This window comes from Brevibacillus sp. FSL L8-0520 (genome assembly GCF_037963895.1).
GTDB lineage: Bacteria > Bacillota > Bacilli > Brevibacillales > Brevibacillaceae > Brevibacillus > Brevibacillus borstelensis.
In genome coordinates, this window is sequence record NZ_CP150171.1 from 1,294,319 (window position 1) to 1,315,272 (window position 20,954).

The window sequence follows — 20,954 nt, forward strand, 5'->3', positions numbered from 1 at the left end:
ATAACCACTAAAAAAAGTGACCTCTTGCGGGTTATTTGTTTTTTAAAAAGATTGATGGTTATGCCGAGAAGAGTATCATTCAGAGTATAAAAATGTTATTACCGAATGAAGCAGGTTGGAGATCCAGATAACGAGATAAAATATTATCTTCGCGGACAATAGGTTCATGCTACTTTTTAATTTTACAAAGAGATTCTAAGAGGTCTTTTTCATGGTCCTTCTCTACATTAAAGTTGGGAACGACTCCTGAACTGTTTTTGGCAAGTAAGAAATGTAGCAAATGGCAATTAAAAATGTACCACTTGCCAACCCCTAAATTATTTACCGTGTAATAGCGATTCTTTGTATCGATGGCTTTCGCCATTGAAGACGATCAAATGAGAGTGATGAATCAAGCGATCAATAACTGCCTCTGTTAAAATTGGATCACCAAATATATGATTCCATTGGCCAAACTGTAGATTGGTCGTGATAATAATACTTTTTCTTTCGTAGCACATGGAGATAATCTGAAATAGCAGTTCTGCACCTTGTTTATGCAGAGGAATATACCCCAGTTCGTCGAGTATTAACAGATCTAGCTTCTCAATATGGTTAAAGAATCGGCTCAACGAGCCAGTCTCGTGAGCGTCTAGCAGCCGATTGACTAATCCAGCGACAGTAAAGAACTTTATCTTTTTCCCTTGCTGCTGAATGGCATTTAAGCCAATCAGAGTGGATAAGTACGTTTTCCCCGTTCCCACACCGCCATAAAAGATCAGATTTTCTTTCTCCTCTATAAATCCACCATGAAGGATATGATCCTGCGTGAGACCTTGTCCCATCTGAATATGACCCCATTCAAATGGCTTTCCTGTTACTCTTGGCAAGGAAGATTGTTTAAAGAGCAGATTGATTTTCCGTACTTCTCGTTGTTGTATCTCGTTTTCTAGTATTTTGAGTAAGTACTCTTCATTTGTAGTAGCTTCAACCTCATGGAAATGTTGCCGAACCCAACTCAACTTGAGACGCTTTGAATATTCTTTTATCAATGCATCCACTAGTGATGACCTCCCGTTCCCTTAAAAAATTCATTGTAATGGGCTAATCCTCTAGTGGCTGTTGGAACGGCAGGAACAAAACCTTTCGGTTGGATGGTATCCCTTTGTCCACGGCCATTCATGAGTTGATAATAGATCTGCTTAATAGAATCAACGGCTGGGTGACCATTCTCAGAGGCAAGCTGCAAAGCTTGCGTGGGTATTTTCATATCATCGTTTTTTAAAATGACGGATAGTAGCTGGAGAGCTTCTTGCTTCTCTGGGACCGTGCAATTCGAGAGATAGACTTGCCATTCGATTGGCAATTGTTCATAAAAACTTGTGTATTTAATAGCAGTTGGCCGTTTTGCCATCAATATCAAATATGGCTGCCAAATCACTGATTTTGGCTCTTTGCCATACAGCCTGGGATGCTGTACGATCAGCTCATATTCTTCAGTTAAAATATCGACTCGGTCAAATGAGATCTTTGCCAAAACCATACATTTGGCAAAACGGGGAGACGTTGAGTAGAGTTTATTTTCGACTCGGATATATCCGTATTTATCCGCTTTTACTCGTTCATATCGGATACAATCAAACTCTTTGGCAGGTAATTGAAGAAGGTGTTCCTTGTCTGCCAAATATAGTTCGGAAAGCATGGTTTCTTTCACATAATGAGGTCTCTCCCGATCTTTCTCGGCTTTTTTCCAAAGGGTTTCGTTTAGCTGATCAAGATTGTGTATCTGCAACTCAGGAAGCAGGAAGTTGTTGCGAACGTACTTGACCATCGCCTCTACGTGCCCTTTTTCATTGCCACTACCGGGATTGCAAAACTCGTATTCAAAGTCATAATGAAAAACGAAGTTTTGAAATTCCTCCGTCAGTTCACGCTGACCATTTGGCATGATCTTTTTCACCGCTGGTGATAAATTATCAAATCGAATGACCTTTGGAACTCCACCTATATAGTGAAAGATACGCTTTAATCCCTCCAGAAAGCATTCTCGATTCTGAGACTGGAAAACTTGAAAGTAGAACGTGTTGCTATAAGGAAACGAGAGAACGAGGAATGGCAAGGTAACACTTTCTCCCTGATATTTGAATGGTGCTTCTCCAAAATCAACTTGAGCTGATCCAGGTCTCGTTTCCAATGGCAATGCCGCAGCATCACTTGTCTCCGCTAACTGGTGCTTACGTTGGGAAACATATTGTCTGACAGAGCGAGATGATCCTGTAAATTGGTATTCCTCCACTAATTGCGTGAACAAGCGTTGTGCTGTTCTTCGGAACTTCTTTTTCTTGTTCAAGTCCTCTTTGATCCATTGATCAAGAATAGGTTTAACGGGCTCCATGACTCTAGCTTTTCGAATTTGCTTGGGCTTTTCTTGTAGATTGAAATCATCCATTTCTGCATACTTCTGAACCGTCCTTGAATCACGATTCATTTGTTTGGCAATCTTGCTATAAGCTCGCCCTTTTTTGTTTGCCTCATGCCTGATATAATTAATTTCTGCCACTGCTAACATCTCCTAACTTTATACCTCCCGTCGTCTGTAATGCCCAACAGGAGTGTATTTTGATAAGGGGATGTTGGCAAGTGGTTTTTTAATTTATGCAGCCCCTACGGGTCTGCATAAATTAACTGCCATAACCTACATTTTTAGTCTGCCATAAACAGGTAGAGGCTCATCTCAAATGCTCTACATTGATGACGGACATCTTACTGGAAATGGACGGGTTGCGTCAATTAGGTCTGTCAAGATTTTCGAGTAAACTCAATCAACCTAAATATATGAAAAGGTTTCATCCCCCTAATAATTTTCTGATTTTTCTCTTCCAATTAGGGTCATAGGTTCGCTTTACCTACGCCTTTGACTCGATTGGTTCTAAGGGAGAACTTCTAATTAGGGAATGAAACCTTATATACTGGTATGTTTGATTTTACATAAATTTATTTACAGACCCTGAATCTTCGACCATTTTCCACGGAATGATATTCCTTCCCCCTGTTCAGAAGATAGAATCTGAAGTTGTAGTAAACAGATGATAAAATTCAAAATGAATGTTTATTGTTTATTTTACAATGCTTATCAAAGTAAACTGTACGATAGCTCAAAGTGTACTTCGAGAACTATTTAATCTTTTGTTTTATTCGTCTTAATAAAATTACTTGACCACTAAATAAGAATACTAGAACGGCACATGAGCCAATTAACACAACCTCCGCCATTTGGCAGTACACCTCTCATTTCCTATAATTAACATAGATTTAAGAGAAGAAACCCTGATTGTATTGTTTCTACATTCACAAACTACGATGGAAATTGATCTTCGTCTTCACTATTTTCCTTCTTTTCTTTATTTGTTTTTAAGTGTAAGTCAAGAATATTTTTTACTCTAACTTGCAAGTCCACATGGTTACATGTGACTACTAGAACTAAAAAGCAGACGATAACGGCGAGCACATTTATCAAATCAGATGGTATCATAGTTGAATTTCTCCCTGGCGGATGGCTTCAATCATAGCGGCTTTCATTTCTTGAATAGATTCTTCTCTAGGTAATTTAATAAAGTTTGCAAGGTATTCCATATCAGGGAGTAGAAAGTCAATAACTTCCATCATAGCTTGGTTATCACCTGCCATTGCAAGTTTAAAAGTCATGTAAAAGGAGTCATTTTTTCTTTGAGTATTCGAAGGTATTTGTTTTTGCATTTGTTCACTCCTTGTCTCGAGATTTTTAATTTTTTTGCTACTTCTTCTTCTGTTTGTCCGTCGATGACAATACTACAAATGATAAAACGAGCTTTTTCTGGTATTTGAGAGAGTACTTCTTCGATATAGAGCTTTGAGACGGTATGAGAAGTGATATCTTCACCATATATTTCATCTATCATGCGAGTGTGGCGGTATACATTTCTTTTAGCAGAATATTGCAAGCGCCAAGCGACACGTTTTAAAAAATTTCGACATTCTTTTTTTATGATTTCATCTCTCAACAGTCTCACCTTCTTACCTTTTAAAATAAGCTGATGGAAATGTGGAAATGGCCAAGGGGGAGGAATATAGCCCTAGTCTAAGACTATCTATTAACAAGGAAATCCAATTGTTTAAATTGCAACCTTATTCCTAGGAAAACATAGGTTATTTTTTATTAATTTATATTAGATGTCGAAATTTGTAAAAATCACGAATGCTTACATAACGTAATTCGACAAATAAATTATTGATAAGTGTCTAACATGAGGTAAAAAAGGGAGGCGAATTATCATGATTGAACGTATGTATGAACATACCCAGCATGTTCCTAGGAATGTATTTTGAAAGGGTCGTTTAGTTTGCTGATCGTGGACGGATGGCGGATATTACCAGGGGTTATTCTGTATATTTCATTATAAAGGAGGTGGAAGTGATACTTTTTCAGGAGGACGATGGGATGAAATCTAAGTATTAGTTAGTAGGATGGGAATTTGTAGAAAAAAATAATTGTAAAAAAGCAACTTATTGATTCATTTTGCGTTTAATAATTAAGGAGGTAATTACCTATAGAGGAAAAAGGAGGAGGAACATGAGCTTCAAGCGAATTGTAGGGTGTCTGAGCATTCTCGTCTTACTCATGTGGAGTGTGACTGACAGTTCGTGCAGCTTTGCTTCAGAACATCCTGAACCTGTTATTGAGCATATGGTAACATTGGTAAAAAGTCCTGAGAAAATACTCGTTAGAGAAAGTTGGTATCATACACAAAGTAAGAATGAGCGCCATGACGAATTCGAATATTCCTTTGCTGACAGTGAAGAAATTGGGATGGGACGGACAATCGTAAAAGAGCAAGGGAAACAGATTTATAGGATTAGTAAAAAACAGGATAAAGTTACTGAGGATACCGGAACGGGACCGTATTATACAACAATATCTCCGGGCAAAACTTTGTTCCAATCCACGACAGATGCCTATCGGACAACGGATTGGACTTCGGCTGGTACTGTACAAATCGACGGGGAACGGGTGGAAAAAATGATAAGAGAAGTACGGGACCCAGTGGCCTCTTATACGGAAATTGTTTATTTGAAACAAACGACCGGCTTGCCTGTTGTTAAAGAGTATTACAAGGGTAGAGACTTAAAAAAACCGCTGATTGCGGAGGCGTTCTTTTTTGAAAAGGTAGACGATCCAGCAGGTGCCTTATTCACGATTCCGGATCCCCAAAAGCATAAACAAATTATCAAACATGTGACACAGATAACAAAAAGTTCAAATATTATTTCCTTTTCAAAAAGCTGGCAACATCCACAAAATGGCGATGAGCGGTATGAATTTTTTAATTATGACTTTTCATTCAAAGAGGGTGTAAGTCAGCAATGGATCGTAAATAAACAAGGAACGAAGTTTTTTCATAAGAGAAAGGAAGGAGGAGAAGTTACTGTAAATACGGAGAGGAAGCCAGGGAATTTTATTCCTGCAGGACTATCTTTGTTTCAAAATCAAGGCGGGAGGGAATGGGAATTTGTAGGAACTGTAAATTATAACAGGAAGATGACACAAGTGTACAAGCAAGTAGATACTGAACCAAAAGGCACTACCACGATATTCGCTTACGTTGATCGAAAAACAGGCCTTCCGATGAAGGAAGAGATATTTTGGACATATTGGGACGAAGAATATTATGCTATTCCTAAAAAAGAACCCCAATCTACTAGCATTTATTTTTTTGAGAACGTCCAAGATCCAACCGGAACGTTGTTCAGTATCCCTAAAAAATAAAAGACTGTGTATAAAATAATAACTGTACTTTGTACCTACGTAGATTTAATAAAAGGTTTCATCCCCGAAGGATGGTTCTCTCCCGAACATTAGTCGCAAGCCGCTTTAATTAGCGTCTGTGACTATATTGTGTCAAGGGAAGATATTCCGCTAAGGGGATGAAACCTTGTTAGATTTAAGCTACTTGGTTTTATGAGATGTTTTCGAGATATTATTAGATACCATATATAAGCCACGAATGTCTTCGTTTTCGCCAAATATTTGGAGGCGGTATCTTAAATAGTGGATTAGAGATTATTATCCAACAACGTTTTACCAATCTTTTCTTTTATCATAGAAATCTTTTATTTTTTTTATTAGACTATCGCCGTTTGATTTTTCAGAGAGAACACTTGAAAGTTGACCTGCATAAAAAGTAATAGGTGTACGCGAGTCAGGGTGGAGGAGTCTACTGAAACGTCGTTCACAATAATCGTAACGTTCAGCGTATGCGCTGTTAGAAAAATATTTATCGTTAATCTCCATTACGACTCCAATATCTGCGGTAGCATTAGCTTTTCTTCCACCAGCTACAGGATCACCATCCAGATCAACAATTTCGCCATCTTGATCCAAATATTCATTTGTAACTGAATCTAGAACAGCATTCACGTTTTCCTTTTCTGATGGTTGGAAGTAGTAGGAAGGCTGGATCAAGATGTAGTCGAAAATATTGGTTCTATTAGCGACAACACCCAGATTATGAATAATCTTTAGTTTGTTTTCATTAAATCCATAGTAAGGGCACCACATAAACTCATTTCCATAATGGTCATCTAAATCGCGAATATAGTACGATATGTCATTCATTAATCTGACGCTAGAATTGGACGTTGGTGAAGTTTCACTAATTTTTTCATAAACTGGATGTACAGTTTCCATCGAGTAATAAAAACCCCTAACGTCTTCCCAACGACCAATTGATTCAAGACTTTCTCGTACACCATCAATATAATTTCTGTAGTACTTGTACAGATGCCTTTCATAGTTGATCGTCCCATGTGTGGCCTCATAATGAGGTAGACCGACCCACACCCAAGGCTGAAAATCGGATTTTGCATATTCCCGGAAAAATGATTCTACTCCGTTAATGCAGAAATCAACGATACTGTTATTATGTCTGGTATCATCGTACCTAAACTTGTCACTTCCTAATCCCACTTCTAAAGTAATCGCATTCAAGCCGGTACCCTCGAGTTTATCAAGGTCTCTTGCACGAATGGGATCATACTGCCTGCCGATATATACTAGCAAATTTCGCATCGCCATTTAATTTTCCCCCTAGTTTTAAAGGTTTAAAAACGACTGTTAGGACCGGTCTTTCCTGTCGCTTCAACTAGCAAGGAAAAAATGACAACGAAAAAGCAACTACAACTCTAAATAATAATTTCGAAGCCTATTCTTTTCGTAAAACAACGAACGAATTACCCACACAAAAATTGCTCAGCAACCCTCATCTAATCCCAAGCACTCCCCATATACATAAGATAAGGACGGAAAGACTTGGGGGGACAACAATGACCAATGAAGAGCGCAAAGAACTTGAGCGTGCCATAGACGAAATTACGGAGATTGCCAAAGGCTTCGGCCTTGATTTTTACCCGATGCGGTACGAAATTTGCCCGGCGGACATCATTTACACGTTCGGCGCGTACGGGATGCCGACCCGTTTCTCGCACTGGAGCTTTGGAAAGTCCTTTTACAAAATGAAGCTGCAGTACGACCTCAACCTGAGCAAAATTTACGAGCTGGTGATCAACTCCAATCCGTGCTACGCCTTTCTTCTTGACGGCAACACCCTGATCCAAAACAAGCTGATCGTCGCCCACGTCCTGGCGCATTGCGACTTTTTCAAAAACAACGCCCGCTTCTCCAACACCAACCGGGACATGGTCGAGAGCATGGCAGCGAGCTCGGAGCGCATCCGCCAATACGAAATCGAGCACGGCAAGGAAGCGGTCGAATCCTTGCTCGATGCTTGCCTGGCCGTTCAGGAGCACATCGACCCGAGCCTCTTGCGTCCCAAGCTGAGATGGAAGCGGGAGGTAGAGGAGGCGGGGAATAAACCGGCAGCCAAAGCGGAGCGCAGCACCCCATACGACGATTTGTGGCGGCTGGACCGTGCAGAAGAGAAGATGGAGCCGGAGAAGCCGGCGCGCAAATTTCCGCCAGAACCGGAGAAAGACCTGCTGCTCTTTCTTATGGAGCATAGCCAGATTCTCGACGATTGGCAGCGTGATGTCCTGACGATCGTCCGGGATGAGATGCTCTATTTCTGGCCGCAGTTGGAGACGAAGATTATGAACGAAGGCTGGGCCTCCTACTGGCACATGCGGATTTTGCGCGAAATGGACCTGACCGAAGCGGAGACGATTGAATTTGCCAAGCTGCATTCCTCTGTCATTCAGCCTTCGCCGACGAGCATTAATCCGTATCATTTGGGGTTGAAAATTTTCGAAGACATTGAACGCCGCTGGGACAATCCGACCAAGGAGGAGCAGGAGCGTTTCGGACGGAAGCCGGGGCAGGGACGCGCCAAAATTTTTGAAGTCCGCGAGCTGGAGTCTGACATCAGCTTTATCCGCAACTACTTGACCAAGGATTTGGTCGGCAAGCTCGATCTGTACATGTTTGGCAAGCAGGGGAACGAGTGGGTCGTGACTGACAAGGCATGGGAGGATGTCCGGGATGGTCTCGCCGTTACCCGCGTCAATGGCGGCTTCCCGTATGTCATGGTCCACGACGGCGACTACCTGCGGGCTGGCGAGCTGTACCTGAAGCACCATTTTGAAGGACTGGAGCTGGATGTCAAATACGTGGAGAAGACGATTCCTTACATTTATCGCATGTGGGGGAAAAATGTCCATCTTGAAACGGTGATCGAGGATCGGCCTGTACAGTTTACGTATGACGGGAAAAAGGTGCATCGGCGGTTTTTGTAAGAGTACGGGAAGATCACAAGAACATTTTTTTCACGGGAAAGCAAAAAGTGCAGATGGGGCGATCAGCCCCTTTTTTTGTTCCAGACAGAATGGACATCAGCCGCACTGCCATCCCATTGTTCTGCTCAAGCCGCAGCTACTGCTTTTTCGTTTAAAGAGAAGCACCTCGAACGCCATCTCCGCTTTTTGTTGCGCAAGCTTGTTTCATGATGCTGCTGACCTGAACAAAATGAATTTACGCTTGTAAAACTTGAAGTCGGCTGTTATATTTACATTTGTAAATAATGGTTTCCAATCGATAGGAGGTGAAGCATATGACCAACATTCCGAGAATATCCGAATCCGAGTGGGAAATCATGAAGGTGATTTGGAAGCAAAGTCCGCTCACCGCGGAGCAAATCGCAGCTCAACTGCCGGCCGAAATCGAATGGAGCGATCAGACGGTTCGCACCTTTCTGAACAGGCTAGTGAAAAAAAAGGCGATCGGATTCGAGAAGGCGGGTAGAAGCTATCTGTACTACCCGGCGGTTACCGAAAAAGAATGCGTCAAAGCGGAAAGCAAATCGTTTGTAAACAGAGTGTTTGGCGGAGCGGCAAAGCTGATGGTGACCAACTTTTTGGAAGAGGGCGATTGGTCCGAGAAGGAGATTGAGCAGCTGCAGAAGATACTTGAGGAAAAAAAGGGAGAAAAACGATAGCGACAGAAGGCGAAATGCCGGAGGCCATCGTTGAGGTACAAACACATGGAGATCCTATGCGACGTTTTTTTATGGTTTTTCGATTCCACACTAGCGGCGAGCGCAGTGGTCCTGCTGGTGATGGCCATTCAAAAATTGTTTCGGCATCGTCTGAGTCCCCGCCTTCAGCATGCGCTGTGGCTGCTCGTGTTGGTCAGACTGCTTTTGCCTGATTTGCCAAGCAGCCCGGCAAGCATATTTAATGTTGCCGCAACGATAAAAAATGCCGTTTCGATGATTCATGTGGAAGGCAGCAGCCTGTCCCATGACATTTCTCGAAACAGCGAAGAGAATAAAATACCACAAAACAATCATAGCACGGCTCTTGAAAAAAATCATGTGCAGCCTGTAGCGATCGCGCTGCAGGATGAAACGCAAGCACGTCAATTCTCGCAGGTTGGCTATCCGCTGGGAGTACAAGTCGTATCGGCGATCTGGTTTGCCGGGGCCATTGTGTTCATAGGCTATTTGTTTGCCTGCCTGTTCCGGTTGAGAAATCGACGCAAAACGCTCACGCCTGTAACAGACCCGCAGATCTTGTCTGTCATGGATGAATGTCAAAGGAAATTCGGTATAAAGAAGCCAATCCCGCTGTACACAGGGGACTATGCAAAAAGCCCGTTTATCGCCGGATTGATTCATCCGTGGATCTTCGTCCCGGAAGCGGTCGTGAAAGAGTTGGCCCCCTCCCAGCTACTACATATTTTGTCACACGAGCTGGCCCACTGCAAAAGAAAAGACATGTGGTGGAATACGCTCAGCAGCTTTGTCCTGGCGATTCACTGGATGAATCCGCTCGTGTGGATCTGTGTAAAAAGAATGAAAGCGGCCAGGGAGATCGCCTGCGATGCCTGCGTTCTGGAGGTTCTCGGAGAACAAGCAGCGACTCCTTATGGCTTGACGATGATTGAATGTTTGAAGCGGTTTGCGTCCAAATCCGCTCAGCCCCAACTGCTGTATTTTTGGGGTACGACCAACAAAAGCGAAATGACAAGGAGAATTACCATGATCAAAGCATATAAAAAGGGAACGTATAAATTGTCGGCTCTGGCGGTTGTCTGTGTAGCCGGTCTCGGTGTAGCGACATTAACAAACGCCGCCGCGCCTGCACCTGCTCCGGCAAGCAGCCCGGCAACCATTGCGGAAACGGGAAAAGAGCGCCTTCTTTTCAATTCTTCTCATCGGAGCTACGGCAGCTTGGAAAAGGCGGTAAAGGTATCGCCCACACCGTTCAAGGTGCCGGACTTGCCGGAGTTAAGCTTGGCCTATGTTACCTTGTATCTGGATGATCAAAAGCTGTCCAAAGTGGATATTGGTTTTAACAAATATGAAGGAAAGAGCCACTACTTATATGATATGGTGATTCTTCCTAGTGGAGCCGAGCATGATGATGCCTTGTTGGAAAATCAGCAATCCCCGGATATCAAGAAAGAAACGCTGAAGCTGAATGGAATGGACATTCTAAAGCTGACACGGGTATCGGACTCGCTGACCGCCTATTTTTGGGAGGACCAAGGCCTTCAATATAAGCTCAGAGAGTTTGATGTTTCTGATGAAGAAATGTTGAAAGTGATTTCCTCGATGAAATTCCCTGACCAAGACATGTTGAAGCAATATGAAAATCAGAAGGGTCAGTTCAAAACAAACGTCTATGACACAGAAGACTTGCGCTATGCGCAGGAGTTGCTCGGATTTACTCCGAAGCTTCCCATGCAATTTCTTGAAATCTTTGAAGCATCTGGAGCTTGGGCGTACTATCGAGATACGGACCGCACATCAATGGGCTTCTTCGTGGAGTTTGCAAGAACCAACAAACCTGGAAAATGGAAAAACAGCTTCTATTTTGATCAGGAAAAAGACACGAGCACGTATGAAGAGATTCAGAAGACGGGCACCTATTTTCACGAAATTATTAATGGCGAAAAAATTGGCTTGAAGACGACTCCTTTGCAAATAGAGGGGAAAAAAGTATTCCGCACAGAAAAATATAAAATAGATGGAAGGTTGAGCTCGCCGGATGAAGTTGACAATGTCAGTTATTTTTGGGTAGAGAACGATCTCGGCTACCAGGTAACCTTCCAGGAAGATCTTCCGCAGCAACAAGAAATTGTCGCTGAGTTGATCAAAGCAAAACCGGTAGATGCCAGCCAATGGAAATAAGTCTTGCTGAGTTTGAGTGTGATCTGATTAGAAAACTAACGCAAGCCCGGAAAAACGGCAGTAGCGAATAAGGGAAAGCGAAACCACTCGGAGTTATCCGAGTGGTTCCTTTCATTTCATTAATTAATTTTGTACGTGTAAATATCATAACCAAAATCAGCAGTATCGTCCTTACCGCCACTGACCTCAATATAGTAAGTTTTGCCTGCCTCTACTGTGGCGTCAAAATACTTAATTGGGTCATTATATTCAATTTTTCCTACTGTTCCAACGCCATCCCCTTTAACAACCATTGAATAAAACTGGAGGGACGAATGGGAAAAATAAAAACGATATTTTCCGGTTGTCGATGGAGTAAATGTATACCAGTCCGCAGCGTCCCCTATCGGGAGTGTCCCGGAGATTTGGTTTCCGTCGCCAATAGAGAAAAAGTTGGCATCGGCCCTTTTATCGTTTGGTTCTCTATCGTAGAAGATTGCTTGTGGCTTAATCACAGAATTCGTCGAAGCTTCATTTGCAGATGCTGCGACAGCTACACTGGATAAAAGTGCAAGACTGAGCATGCTTAGGACGATCTTTTTCATTGAAAATACCTCCTAAAATTTGGTATATACTATTTTTACCATTTACCCACTATATTGTAAATCTTCTTTATTAATTTCATATAATGTTCAATAAAAACCTTTTTAGTATCTTTACAAATTAATCCAATTATTGTAGCGAAAACTCTGCGAGAACCGGGATAATCCAATAGGACGCAACAGATAAAACAAACCCAAACAGCAAAAAAGATAGAATCCCGCCACCTGTTTCAGTAGACTTGATAGGTAGGATGGTATGTAACAAGTCCCGGAGATTTCCGGTCTTGCCTCCGATTTACACTTGCCACACCGGCCCATCCTTGGCAAAGCTACAGATAAACCTTGTAACGGAGAGTACAAACATGATGCAAAAAACAATTGTAGTCGTAGAAGACGAAGAGATCTTACGTGAAATCATCAAGGATTATTTCCTGCATGAAGGCTATCAAGTGCTGGAAGCAGTCGACGGCGAAGAAGCTTTGGCTTTATTCCAGGAACATGACGTTCATCTGATCATTTTGGATATCATGCTGCCGAAAATCGACGGGTGGTCTGTTTGCCAGCGGATTCGCAAAATATCCAACGTTCCGATCATCATGTTGACCGCCCGCTCGGATGAAGATGACACCCTGCTCGGGTTTGAGCTGGGTGCGGATGATTATATTACGAAGCCGTTCAGCCCGCCGATTTTGCTTGCGAGGGCGAAAAGGCTTCTGGAAAGCCGGCAGCTGACGCGAGCTTCAGCCGATGACACTTTATCAGGCAGCGGCATTGTGATGCACCTGCCTTCCCGTACCGTCACGGTGGATGGAAAGAACAGCAGCCTGACGCATACAGAATTTGAAATTCTCGCCTATCTCATGAAAAACAAAGGGATCATCATCAACAGGGAGCAGTTGATCACCAAAATCTGGGGCTATGATTTCGCTGGAGATGACCGCACGGTGAACAGCCATATCCGCAATTTGCGATACAAGCTGGGGGATAAAGCAAAATGTATTGTGACGGTTGTCCGTTCGGGCTATAAATTCGAGGAGCACGCATGAGAACGGGCATCGTATTCAAATTGTTTCTGCTGACAAGCGCCTTGTGCCTGTTCATTTTGGCCGTCATTTTTGTCGGTCAAACCGTATTTTTCAAGCAGTTTTATGTGAATAAAAAAGTGGATAATATTCAGGCAAGCCTCCAAAGCTTTGAAACAGCCTACGCAAATAGCGGCGGCGATACACACGCAATCGACAAGCTGGAGGAAGAGTTTTACCGCAAGCACAATACATGGATTACCACCGTTGACAAGCTGGGCAATTTGAAAGGAACTGACGACTTCTATATCGAGGTCAAACTCGATCCTGATCAAGACCACAGCATCGCAGGGGAGACGATAACCGTTCCGCTGTACAGCCTCGTGGGTGCCGAAGAAATTTCTAAGAAGAATCCTTTTCTTCGCGAAGGGGAGCGTGTGATTCTGAATGGCATCACGGTGGATTCGGCAGCGGTCACGTATCGGGTGGGGCTGGGAAACGGAAATATTGCCTGGGAGAACCAGCAGATGGCCAAGAAAGAGCACGAAATCATTCCGAGCTTTGATAATCCGGCAGAGGAGCATGAAGAATTTCCCTCCTACTTTCTCTATGGCCACATCACCAAGGTCCAACTGCCTGACGGAAACCGCGCCAGCAGATTTGTTTATTCCAACCACTTGTTTATAGACCGGGTCAAAGAATTCCAGGCCAATCTGCTGCTGGGGAAAGAGAAGAAGCAGCCTGTAGGTTTGCAAATGATTGATTATGAGGAAAACGACGTAAAGTACAAAATCATGATCGACCCGATAATCGTCGGCGGAGAACCCGCCTATGTCATCGCGATGACCTCGCTGCAGCCTGTTGACGAGGCCGTACAGATGATCCAGGCGTACTACGTGTATCTGATTCTGTTTGTGATGATCCTGATTCTGTTGCTCTCGTTTTACTACTCCAAACGGATTGCGCGGCCGCTATTGCTCATCAACCGCACGACGAAAAAGATTGCCGCGCTGGACTTCTCGGAGAAAATCTCCATTGCCTCCAAAGACGAGATTGGCGATCTTTCTCAGACAATCAATGAGCTTTCCGATACGCTGCATTCGCACATCAAACAGCTGCGGCAGGACATCGAGAAGGAAAAACAGTTGGAAAACACGAGGAAGGAATTTATCGCGGGCGTCTCGCATGAACTGAAAACGCCGCTGAGCGTGATCAAAAGCTGCATCTCGATTGTCAGGGACGGCGTCGCGAGTCACAAGCGGGAGCATTATCTGGAAGCGATGGAAAATGAAGTGAACCGGATGGACATGCTGATCGTCGATATGCTTGAATTGGCGAAGTTCGAGTCCGGTACGTACAAGCTGAAGCTCGATGCTTTTTTTATTGATACGGTGATCCGGCAAATATGCCAGCAGTTGTCTCTGGAGCTGGACAAAAAGCAGCTGCAGCTTCATACCGATCTGGCTCCGGTCGAAGTCATCGCCAACCAGCATCGCATCGAACAAGTCATCACCAACTTTTTGACAAACGCGATCCGCTACTCGCCGGAGAAGGAGTCGATTTCCATTACGGCTATGGAAGAGGAGGGAAGCGTAAAGGTCTGTGTGGAAAACAAAGGGGTCCATATCGAGAAGCAGCATCTGGAGAAAATCTGGGACCGCTTTTATCGCGGGGAGCCTTCGCGCCAGCGCTCAAAGGGCGGCACCGGGCTGGGACTGGCGATCTGCAAAAAAATATTGGATTTGCACGGTGCAGCTTATGGGGTGGCCAATACAGCGGAGGGCGTATTGTTTTACTTCTATTTGCCGAAAAAAGTGTAGAACTGCAGGTTCTGCACTTTTTTTATTTATCTTGATCTCATCTGCATCTGATCTTTATCTGCCCGGATTACGCTATCTCTTGCAAGCGCAAGGCTTGGAAATACATGTACAAGAGAGGGACATCGATATGACGAAAAAATGGATGACATTTTTGCTCACAGGGGTCGCAGCGGCATCGCTGGCGGCGTGCGGAAGCCAGGAAACGGCAAGCAGCCAGGGAACATCTCTTTCCACTCCCGCAGCGAACCAGCAAGAGCCCGCTGCGAAGCCTTCGTTGCCATCCGTTTTTCAAACGAGCGTATTTTTGGGAGATTCCATTACGGAAGGGCTGTCCTTCCATGATGTTTTGGACGAAGCGAATGTGGCTGCCGGCGCCGGGAAAACGGCCGAGTTTGCTCTGGAGGACATTGACGATCTGGTCAAAAGAAACCCGGAGCATATCTACATCCAGCTAGGGTCGGATGACATCCTCTGGCCGGTAGAGAATCCGGTTGCCTATGCGCTGGATCAATACGCAAAACTGATCGGCCAAATCAAAGAAAAGCTGCCGAATGCAAAAATCTCGATCCTTACCGTCACGCCGGTCACAGCGGAGGCAGAGAAAAAAGAGCCACGCTATAACACGATCGGCGAGTACAATCAGGGACTGAAGGAGCTGGCTGCAAAGGAGCAGGTGGAATATATCGATCTGTCGCCGCTTTTTACAGGTCGATCCGATCTGCATGATGCGGATGGCATTCACTTCAAAGCGGAGTTTTATCCTCTCATGCTGGAGTTTATCAAGAACCGTCAAAAATAGATTCGCTGCCCTGCATTCGGTTCAGGAGGGCTGCAGGGCAGTTCTCTTCCTGAGCGCTCAAACATGCCCGCAGCGTCCAAACATGCTGGGCAACGCCTTATGCGAGCAAGCTTGCCCAAAAACAAAAATTACTCCAGGAGGGGAAAGCCTTGGTATTCAGCAGTCTCTTATTCCTCTTCCTATTTCTCCCTCTGGTGCTGCTTGTTTATTACCTGTCACCGCGCATGCTTCGGAATGGCATCTTGTTTGCGGCAAGTCTGGTGTTTTATGCATGGGGAGAACCCGTATACCTGTTTCTCATGATCTTCTCTACCGCATTTGACTATATGAACGGCCGCATGATCGACAAATACAGAAGCCGCAAGGGCATTGCCAGAGCCATATTCATCGTCTCCATCATATCAAGTCTGGGGGTCCTCGGTTTCTTCAAATACTACGGCTTTCTCGTCGCTGCGATCAATGATCTGTTCGGCCTGAACATCCATGCGGCAGAGCTTCCGCTCCCGGTGGGAATATCCTTTTACACCTTTCAAACGATGTCGTATGTCATTGACGTCTATCTGGGAAAAGTGGCTGTACAGCGAAATTTCATCTCCTTCGGCGCCTATGTGACGATGTTCCCGCAAATGGTCGCAGGGCCGATCGTGAAATACGGCGATATTGCAAAGCAGCTCGCAGCCCGAAAGGTAACCATGGAGCATTTTGGAGAAGGGGCCGAATTGTTTGTCAAAGGGCTGGCAAAAAAGGTGCTTCTGGCCAACAACATCGGACTGCTCTGGACGAATGTGAAAGCGACGCCTGTGGCTGAGCTTACAGTGCTTTCGGCATGGCTGGGTATCATCGCCTTTACCTTCCAGATTTATTTCGACTTCAGCGGCTATTCGGATATGGCCCGAGGCCTAGGGAAAATGCTTGGCTTTGACTTTCTGAAAAATTTCCATTACCCGTACGTGTCCCGAAGCATCACGGAGTTTTGGCGCCGGTGGCACATCTCGCTGGGTAGCTGGTTCCGGGAGTACGTCTACATACCGCTTGGAGGGAATCGGGCGGGGACGGCCAAACAGCTTCGGAATTTGTTCGTCGTTTGGATGTTGACCGGACTATGGCACGGGGCGAACTGGAATTTCATCCTGTGGGGATTGTACTTCGGCTGTTTTCTCGCGCTGGAAAAGCGGTTTCTGCTCGATTGGCTGAAGTATAGGACTCGCTTCGTCGGACATCTGTATACACTGCTGATCGTGATCGTCGGCTGGGTATTTTTCGAGATCGAAGACCTGTCCACCGCGTGGGCATTTATTGGCACGCTGTTTGGACTAGGCGGGCATTCGCTCGTAGATAGCAAAGCGCTATACGATTTATCGACCCATTTCGTCCTGCTGAGCGCATTGGCTATGTGCTCAACCCCGCTTCCCCACAAGGCGTTTTCTGTTCTGCGGGAAAGGCTGAACATCGCCGGAATGCTCATCGGTACCGCTGTCTACGTCGGTCTGCTTTTTCTTTCGACGGCTTATCTGGTCAATGAAACGTACAATCCGTTTCTTTACTTTCGCTTTTAACCGGATGCGGTGGTGTGCATGCAAATCAGCAGGCTTGGCAGGAGGGGGTATTCATGCTGAGAGATGACAAGCTGTCCAAATGGATGCTTGGTTTGGTATTTCTAATGTTTATCGGCGGACTGCTGGTACTGAACACGGGTGCGCCGACACGCGAGTTTTCCGAGTCAGAAAACAGAATGTTGGAGCAGCTTCCGTCCTTTTCACTGGAAAAAGGTATGAATGGAACATTTACTGCCCATTTCGAGAAGTACCTGTCTGACCAGTTTGTTTTTCGAGACTTTTGGATCGGCGTAAAATCGGAAGCGGATCGCTTGATGGGGAAAAAGGAGAGCAACGGGGTTTATGTAGGCAAGGACGGATTTCTGATTCAAAAATTCGGGAAACCGGAGGACGGCGATCTGGAAGAGAAGGCGGAAGCCATAAACGGCTTTGCCAAATCATTGCCGGGGCTCCATACGTACATGATGCTGGTGCCGACTGCAGCCAGCGTGCTGGAAGAAAAGCTGCCTGCCCATGTCACTGGGGACGAAGAACGAACGTACATGGAAAAAGTGAAAGAGGCGCTCAGCAAAGACATTGCCTTTGTGGACGTTTATCCTGCGCTGCGTTCCAAAAAGGAAGAGTATTTGTACTATAAAACGGACCATCACTGGACGACCAGGGGAGCCTACTATGCCTATCAGGAGCTTGGCAAGCAAATGGGCTTTACGCCGAGGATGCAAGCGGATTTTCGGATTGAACGGGCCACTGATGACTTCTATGGCTCGCTTTTTTCCAAAAGCGGATTCAGACATGTGCTCCCTGACAGCATCGACCTGTATCTGCCAAAGGATGATGAAGCGTATAGCGTGGAGTATGCAAGCGAAAAGAGGAGCACCTATTCCCTTTATGAGAGGGAAAACCTGAAGAAAAAAGACAAATACACGGTCTTTTTAAATGGCAACCATCCACTCATTAAAATCACGACTGGTTCCGGGGATGGAAAAAAACTCGTTGTCGTCAAGGACTCATATGCCAACTGCTTTCTGCCCTTTCTGACGGCTCATTTCGAGGAAATATACGTAGTGGACCTCCGGTATTACGAGGATCGCCTGGATGAGCTCATACAGGAAAACCACATAACCGATGTGCTGCTGCTCTATAACGTGAATACGTTTTTGGAAGATCCGTCGATAAAGGAGCTGGCCAGTCAGCGCTGAATCAGGCTGCCGGTGGCCAGCAGGTCGTCCGATCACCGCCATAGAGCGCCGCAGCGTGTAAGTGGAGATAGGAAAGGAGGCCAAGCATGATGCAAAAATGGCTTGGAAAAATAAACGCAGTATTACTCGTTTCGATGATTGCATGTATCGTTGCTCTTTCCGTATTAACCGGCTGTTCCGGACAAAATACGGAAGAGAGTCAGCTTGCAGCGGCAGAAATAGGAGATCGAATCAAACAGGCTGTGCATCTGGATGATATGAAAGCGGGAGACGCGAAAAAGCTTCAAAAGCTGTACAAGCTCGGCGAGGAAGAGGTTGAGGATTTTATCCTGTATACAGCCCCGACGAACGTAAGGGCTGACGAGGTCGCAGTGCTGATCGCAAAGGATGATAGTCAGGCAGAAAGCATCAAGGCAAAAATAGCGGAGCGAATAGAAGAGCAAGGGAAAAAATTCAAAGATTACGTCCCAGATGAGTACTTTTTATTGGAAAAACATGTCTTGAAGACGAAGGGCCGCTACATTCTTTTGGCGGTGTCGAAGGAAGCGGAGAAAATCGAAAGCGCATTTGACGAGGCACTGAAGTGACATAGCAAGAGTGTAGCTTCACTCAAAAAGAGAGCTCCAAATAGAGCTCAAATAGAGCCCCCTGATCAGCCAACTGGAATCATAGGAAAACACAAAGAATCGCCCTCCGGATCGGAGCGGCGCTTTTTGGCCAGATAGCGTGTAACCGATGTTGAAACGATCAAGAGAGCGAATCGAGATTTTTCATCATTTGCTGCAAGACGCGGTCAAAGACGATCAAATCCTCTTCCTTGATATTTTGCAGGGCGATAATTTCCAGATCGTCAGAGGTTTTCTGCCAGGTGGCGAGCATCTCTTTCGCCTGCGGAGTCAGGGAAACTTTGCGTGCCCGTTTATCCTCGCCTTCCTCGCGAATCACCCATCCCAGCTCCTCCAGCCGGGTCAGTGATCTGGTAATTGTGGGGGCTTCCACGTTTAAATAATTGCTGATATCGACCTGGGTCAAGGAGCCTCGCTGATGCAAACACCAGATAATTCCCCACTGTGAGCTGTACAACCCTTGGGTAGACAGCTTTTCATTCAATTTTTTGGTAAATTTCCTAGCCGCCTGGTTTATTTTGTGTCCATATATGTAGTTCAATGGCTATCCTCCTAAAGGTGCTTTTTGGCAGATGATCCTTTTCTTTCATAGACGGAACACCAAGAGGTTGGTAACAATTTTTTTGCTTCCATCTGTTTATGATTTCCAAAAAACGGACTGCTCAGCGGCGCGATGAATCCGTTTTCAAATGTTTACCTAAGTAAATGCAACTACTATTCATCCTACTTGCAGAACGGCTTTAAGTAAATGTATCTTTTGTGAAAATTGTATGGAAATTTCATTTTGGACAGCGTAGGGATTTCCAAGTTTGTTTTATTGGAAAATTACAATAACACCTAAACGTTTGACAGATATTTTTCTTTGGAACTATCATGAACTAGGTAATAATTATCTAGTTAATTTTACACATCAAGGAGGAACTACTGTGGCAGATACAAACTCAAAACAGCCCAAAAGTAGCTCGCGGCGCGAATTCCTCAAGAATTCCGGGATCGCCCTCGGGGGGCTGGTGGTTGGAGGCGTACTGGGTGGTTCGTTGTTCGGAAGCAAGAAAGCGGAAGTAGAGAAGGTTGTCGAGAAATCGGTCAACTACAACCAGGCGCTGATGTTTTTCAATCAGGAGCAATTCCAATTGACGGAAGCGGCTTGCGAGCGCATTTTTCCGCAGGACGAGCACGGCCCCGGCGCAAAAGAGCTGGGCGTAGCCTTCTACATCGACCACCAGTTGGCCAGTCCATGGGGAATCAATGCGAAAGATTACATGACCGGTCCGTTCTACCCGGGAGAACCGACCCAAGGAATGCAAACCTCCCTGAAACGCGCGGAGATTTTCACATTGGGGCTGCAAGGGCTGGCTGACTACAGCAAAAAGAAATACAACAAACGCTTCACTGATTTGACCGAAGCAGAGCAAGACGAGACCTTGAAGGTTTTTGAGGCAGGCAAGGAGTATCAGCTTGCGGGAACTTCGACCACAGGGTTTTTTAGCCTTCTGCGCAGCATGACGATCGAGGGCGTTTACACCGATCCGATGTACGGCGGCAACAAGGACATGCAGGGCTGGAAAATGCGCAATTATCCTGGCAACCAGATGAGTTTCGCCAAAGATATCGAGAAGGACGAATTTATGAAGATTGAGCCTAAAAGTCTTCATGACCACATGGGCCACTGATAACCAGGAAGGGATGAC

At 45.0% G+C, this 20,954-nt stretch carries 18 protein-coding genes; 11 read left to right on the forward strand and 7 right to left on the reverse strand.

The window, feature by feature from the left end:
- Positions 1-317 precede the first annotated feature (317 nt).
- From istB to NSQ24_RS06695, 4 genes are all read right to left on the reverse strand, one after another.
- Complete coding sequence (istB, locus tag NSQ24_RS06680) at positions 318-1,040, reverse strand: IS21-like element helper ATPase IstB (protein ID WP_311067724.1); 723 nt, start codon at positions 1,038-1,040, stop codon at positions 318-320.
- Entirely contained in the window at positions 1,040-2,548 is a 1,509-nt protein-coding gene (istA, locus tag NSQ24_RS06685; protein ID WP_024985313.1) for an IS21 family transposase, read from the reverse strand. The genes istB and istA overlap by 1 nt, the downstream gene beginning before the upstream one ends.
- A 959-nt stretch (positions 2,549-3,507) precedes the next feature.
- Complete coding sequence (locus tag NSQ24_RS06690) at positions 3,508-3,645, reverse strand: hypothetical protein (RefSeq protein ID WP_221175479.1); 138 nt, start codon at positions 3,643-3,645, stop codon at positions 3,508-3,510.
- Between the two features lie 35 nt (positions 3,646-3,680).
- Positions 3,681-4,028 (reverse strand): sigma-70 family RNA polymerase sigma factor, encoded by a 348-nt coding sequence (locus NSQ24_RS06695; protein WP_338143132.1) that lies wholly within the window; start codon positions 4,026-4,028, stop codon positions 3,681-3,683.
- A 560-nt stretch (positions 4,029-4,588) separates the two neighbouring features.
- Here NSQ24_RS06695 and NSQ24_RS06700 point away from each other — a divergent pair.
- Positions 4,589-5,782: a hypothetical protein gene (locus NSQ24_RS06700; RefSeq protein ID WP_024983511.1), complete on the forward strand. Its 1,194-nt coding sequence runs from the start codon at positions 4,589-4,591 to the stop codon at positions 5,780-5,782.
- 312 nt (positions 5,783-6,094) lie between these two features.
- Here the strand turns inward: NSQ24_RS06700 and NSQ24_RS06705 are convergent, their stop codons facing one another.
- Entirely contained in the window at positions 6,095-7,090 is a 996-nt protein-coding gene (locus NSQ24_RS06705; protein WP_024983510.1) for a hypothetical protein, read from the reverse strand.
- A 248-nt stretch (positions 7,091-7,338) separates the two neighbouring features.
- Between NSQ24_RS06705 and NSQ24_RS06710 the strand changes: the two genes are divergently transcribed.
- From NSQ24_RS06710 to NSQ24_RS06720, 3 genes are all read left to right on the forward strand, one after another.
- Entirely contained in the window at positions 7,339-8,763 is a 1,425-nt protein-coding gene (locus NSQ24_RS06710) for a SpoVR family protein (RefSeq protein WP_327970071.1), read from the forward strand.
- Positions 8,764-9,077: 314 nt separating this feature from the next.
- Positions 9,078-9,461 (forward strand): BlaI/MecI/CopY family transcriptional regulator, encoded by a 384-nt coding sequence (locus NSQ24_RS06715; protein ID WP_003388170.1) that lies wholly within the window; start codon positions 9,078-9,080, stop codon positions 9,459-9,461.
- A gap of 45 nt (positions 9,462-9,506) precedes the next feature.
- Positions 9,507-11,660, forward strand: coding sequence for a M56 family metallopeptidase (locus NSQ24_RS06720; protein WP_003388169.1), 2,154 nt, complete (start codon positions 9,507-9,509; stop codon positions 11,658-11,660).
- 119 nt (positions 11,661-11,779) lie between these two features.
- Here NSQ24_RS06720 and NSQ24_RS06725 read toward each other — a convergent pair whose 3' ends face one another.
- Complete coding sequence (locus NSQ24_RS06725) at positions 11,780-12,244, reverse strand: hypothetical protein (protein WP_024983508.1); 465 nt, start codon at positions 12,242-12,244, stop codon at positions 11,780-11,782.
- A 362-nt stretch (positions 12,245-12,606) separates the two neighbouring features.
- On the opposite strand from NSQ24_RS06725, the gene NSQ24_RS06730 reads away from it, so the two are divergent.
- From NSQ24_RS06730 to NSQ24_RS06755, 6 genes are all read left to right on the forward strand, one after another.
- On the forward strand, positions 12,607-13,287 hold the full coding sequence (locus tag NSQ24_RS06730) for a response regulator transcription factor (RefSeq protein WP_339168016.1): 681 nt from the start codon (positions 12,607-12,609) through the stop codon (positions 13,285-13,287).
- Positions 13,284-15,083, forward strand: coding sequence for a HAMP domain-containing sensor histidine kinase (locus NSQ24_RS06735; protein WP_227278409.1), 1,800 nt, complete (start codon positions 13,284-13,286; stop codon positions 15,081-15,083). The genes NSQ24_RS06730 and NSQ24_RS06735 overlap by 4 nt, the downstream gene beginning before the upstream one ends.
- A gap of 127 nt (positions 15,084-15,210) precedes the next feature.
- Positions 15,211-15,882 carry a GDSL-type esterase/lipase family protein gene (locus tag NSQ24_RS06740; RefSeq protein ID WP_152562206.1) on the forward strand — a complete coding sequence of 224 codons (672 nt, stop codon included), beginning with the start codon at positions 15,211-15,213 and terminating at the stop codon, positions 15,880-15,882.
- A gap of 149 nt (positions 15,883-16,031) precedes the next feature.
- Positions 16,032-17,438: an MBOAT family O-acyltransferase gene (locus NSQ24_RS06745; protein WP_339167488.1), complete on the forward strand. Its 1,407-nt coding sequence runs from the start codon at positions 16,032-16,034 to the stop codon at positions 17,436-17,438.
- Positions 17,439-17,491: 53 nt separating this feature from the next.
- Positions 17,492-18,637 (forward strand): DHHW family protein, encoded by a 1,146-nt coding sequence (locus NSQ24_RS06750; RefSeq protein ID WP_339167489.1) that lies wholly within the window; start codon positions 17,492-17,494, stop codon positions 18,635-18,637.
- 86 nt (positions 18,638-18,723) lie between these two features.
- Positions 18,724-19,224 carry a DUF4358 domain-containing protein gene (locus NSQ24_RS06755; protein ID WP_338059224.1) on the forward strand — a complete coding sequence of 167 codons (501 nt, stop codon included), beginning with the start codon at positions 18,724-18,726 and terminating at the stop codon, positions 19,222-19,224.
- A 160-nt stretch (positions 19,225-19,384) separates the two neighbouring features.
- Here the strand turns inward: NSQ24_RS06755 and NSQ24_RS06760 are convergent, their stop codons facing one another.
- Positions 19,385-19,804 (reverse strand): MarR family transcriptional regulator, encoded by a 420-nt coding sequence (locus NSQ24_RS06760; RefSeq protein ID WP_003388168.1) that lies wholly within the window; start codon positions 19,802-19,804, stop codon positions 19,385-19,387.
- Positions 19,805-20,189: 385 nt separating this feature from the next.
- Here NSQ24_RS06760 and NSQ24_RS06765 point away from each other — a divergent pair, with 385 nt between their 5' ends.
- Positions 20,190-20,936: a gluconate 2-dehydrogenase subunit 3 family protein gene (locus tag NSQ24_RS06765; RefSeq protein WP_172921079.1), complete on the forward strand. Its 747-nt coding sequence runs from the start codon at positions 20,190-20,192 to the stop codon at positions 20,934-20,936.
- Positions 20,937-20,954: the final 18 nt, after the last annotated feature.

Bases quoted from the DNA above. Each gene is read 5' to 3' on its own strand.
- istA (WP_024985313.1), bottom strand. From the start codon at position 2,548: ATGTTAGCAGTGGCAGAAATTAATTATATCAGGCATGAGGCAAACAAA.
- NSQ24_RS06690 (WP_221175479.1), bottom strand. From the start codon at position 3,645: ATGATGGAAGTTATTGACTTTCTACTCCCTGATATGGAATACCTTGCA.
- NSQ24_RS06700 (WP_024983511.1), top strand. From the start codon at position 4,589: ATGAGCTTCAAGCGAATTGTAGGGTGTCTGAGCATTCTCGTCTTACTC.
- NSQ24_RS06705 (WP_024983510.1), bottom strand. From the start codon at position 7,090: ATGGCGATGCGAAATTTGCTAGTATATATCGGCAGGCAGTATGATCCC.
- NSQ24_RS06710 (WP_327970071.1), top strand. From the start codon at position 7,339: ATGACCAATGAAGAGCGCAAAGAACTTGAGCGTGCCATAGACGAAATT.
- NSQ24_RS06715 (WP_003388170.1), top strand. From the start codon at position 9,078: ATGACCAACATTCCGAGAATATCCGAATCCGAGTGGGAAATCATGAAG.
- NSQ24_RS06720 (WP_003388169.1), top strand. From the start codon at position 9,507: ATGGAGATCCTATGCGACGTTTTTTTATGGTTTTTCGATTCCACACTA.
- NSQ24_RS06725 (WP_024983508.1), bottom strand. From the start codon at position 12,244: ATGAAAAAGATCGTCCTAAGCATGCTCAGTCTTGCACTTTTATCCAGT.
- NSQ24_RS06730 (WP_339168016.1), top strand. From the start codon at position 12,607: ATGCAAAAAACAATTGTAGTCGTAGAAGACGAAGAGATCTTACGTGAA.
- NSQ24_RS06735 (WP_227278409.1), top strand. From the start codon at position 13,284: ATGAGAACGGGCATCGTATTCAAATTGTTTCTGCTGACAAGCGCCTTG.
- NSQ24_RS06740 (WP_152562206.1), top strand. From the start codon at position 15,211: ATGACGAAAAAATGGATGACATTTTTGCTCACAGGGGTCGCAGCGGCA.
- NSQ24_RS06750 (WP_339167489.1), top strand. From the start codon at position 17,492: ATGCTGAGAGATGACAAGCTGTCCAAATGGATGCTTGGTTTGGTATTT.
- NSQ24_RS06755 (WP_338059224.1), top strand. From the start codon at position 18,724: ATGATGCAAAAATGGCTTGGAAAAATAAACGCAGTATTACTCGTTTCG.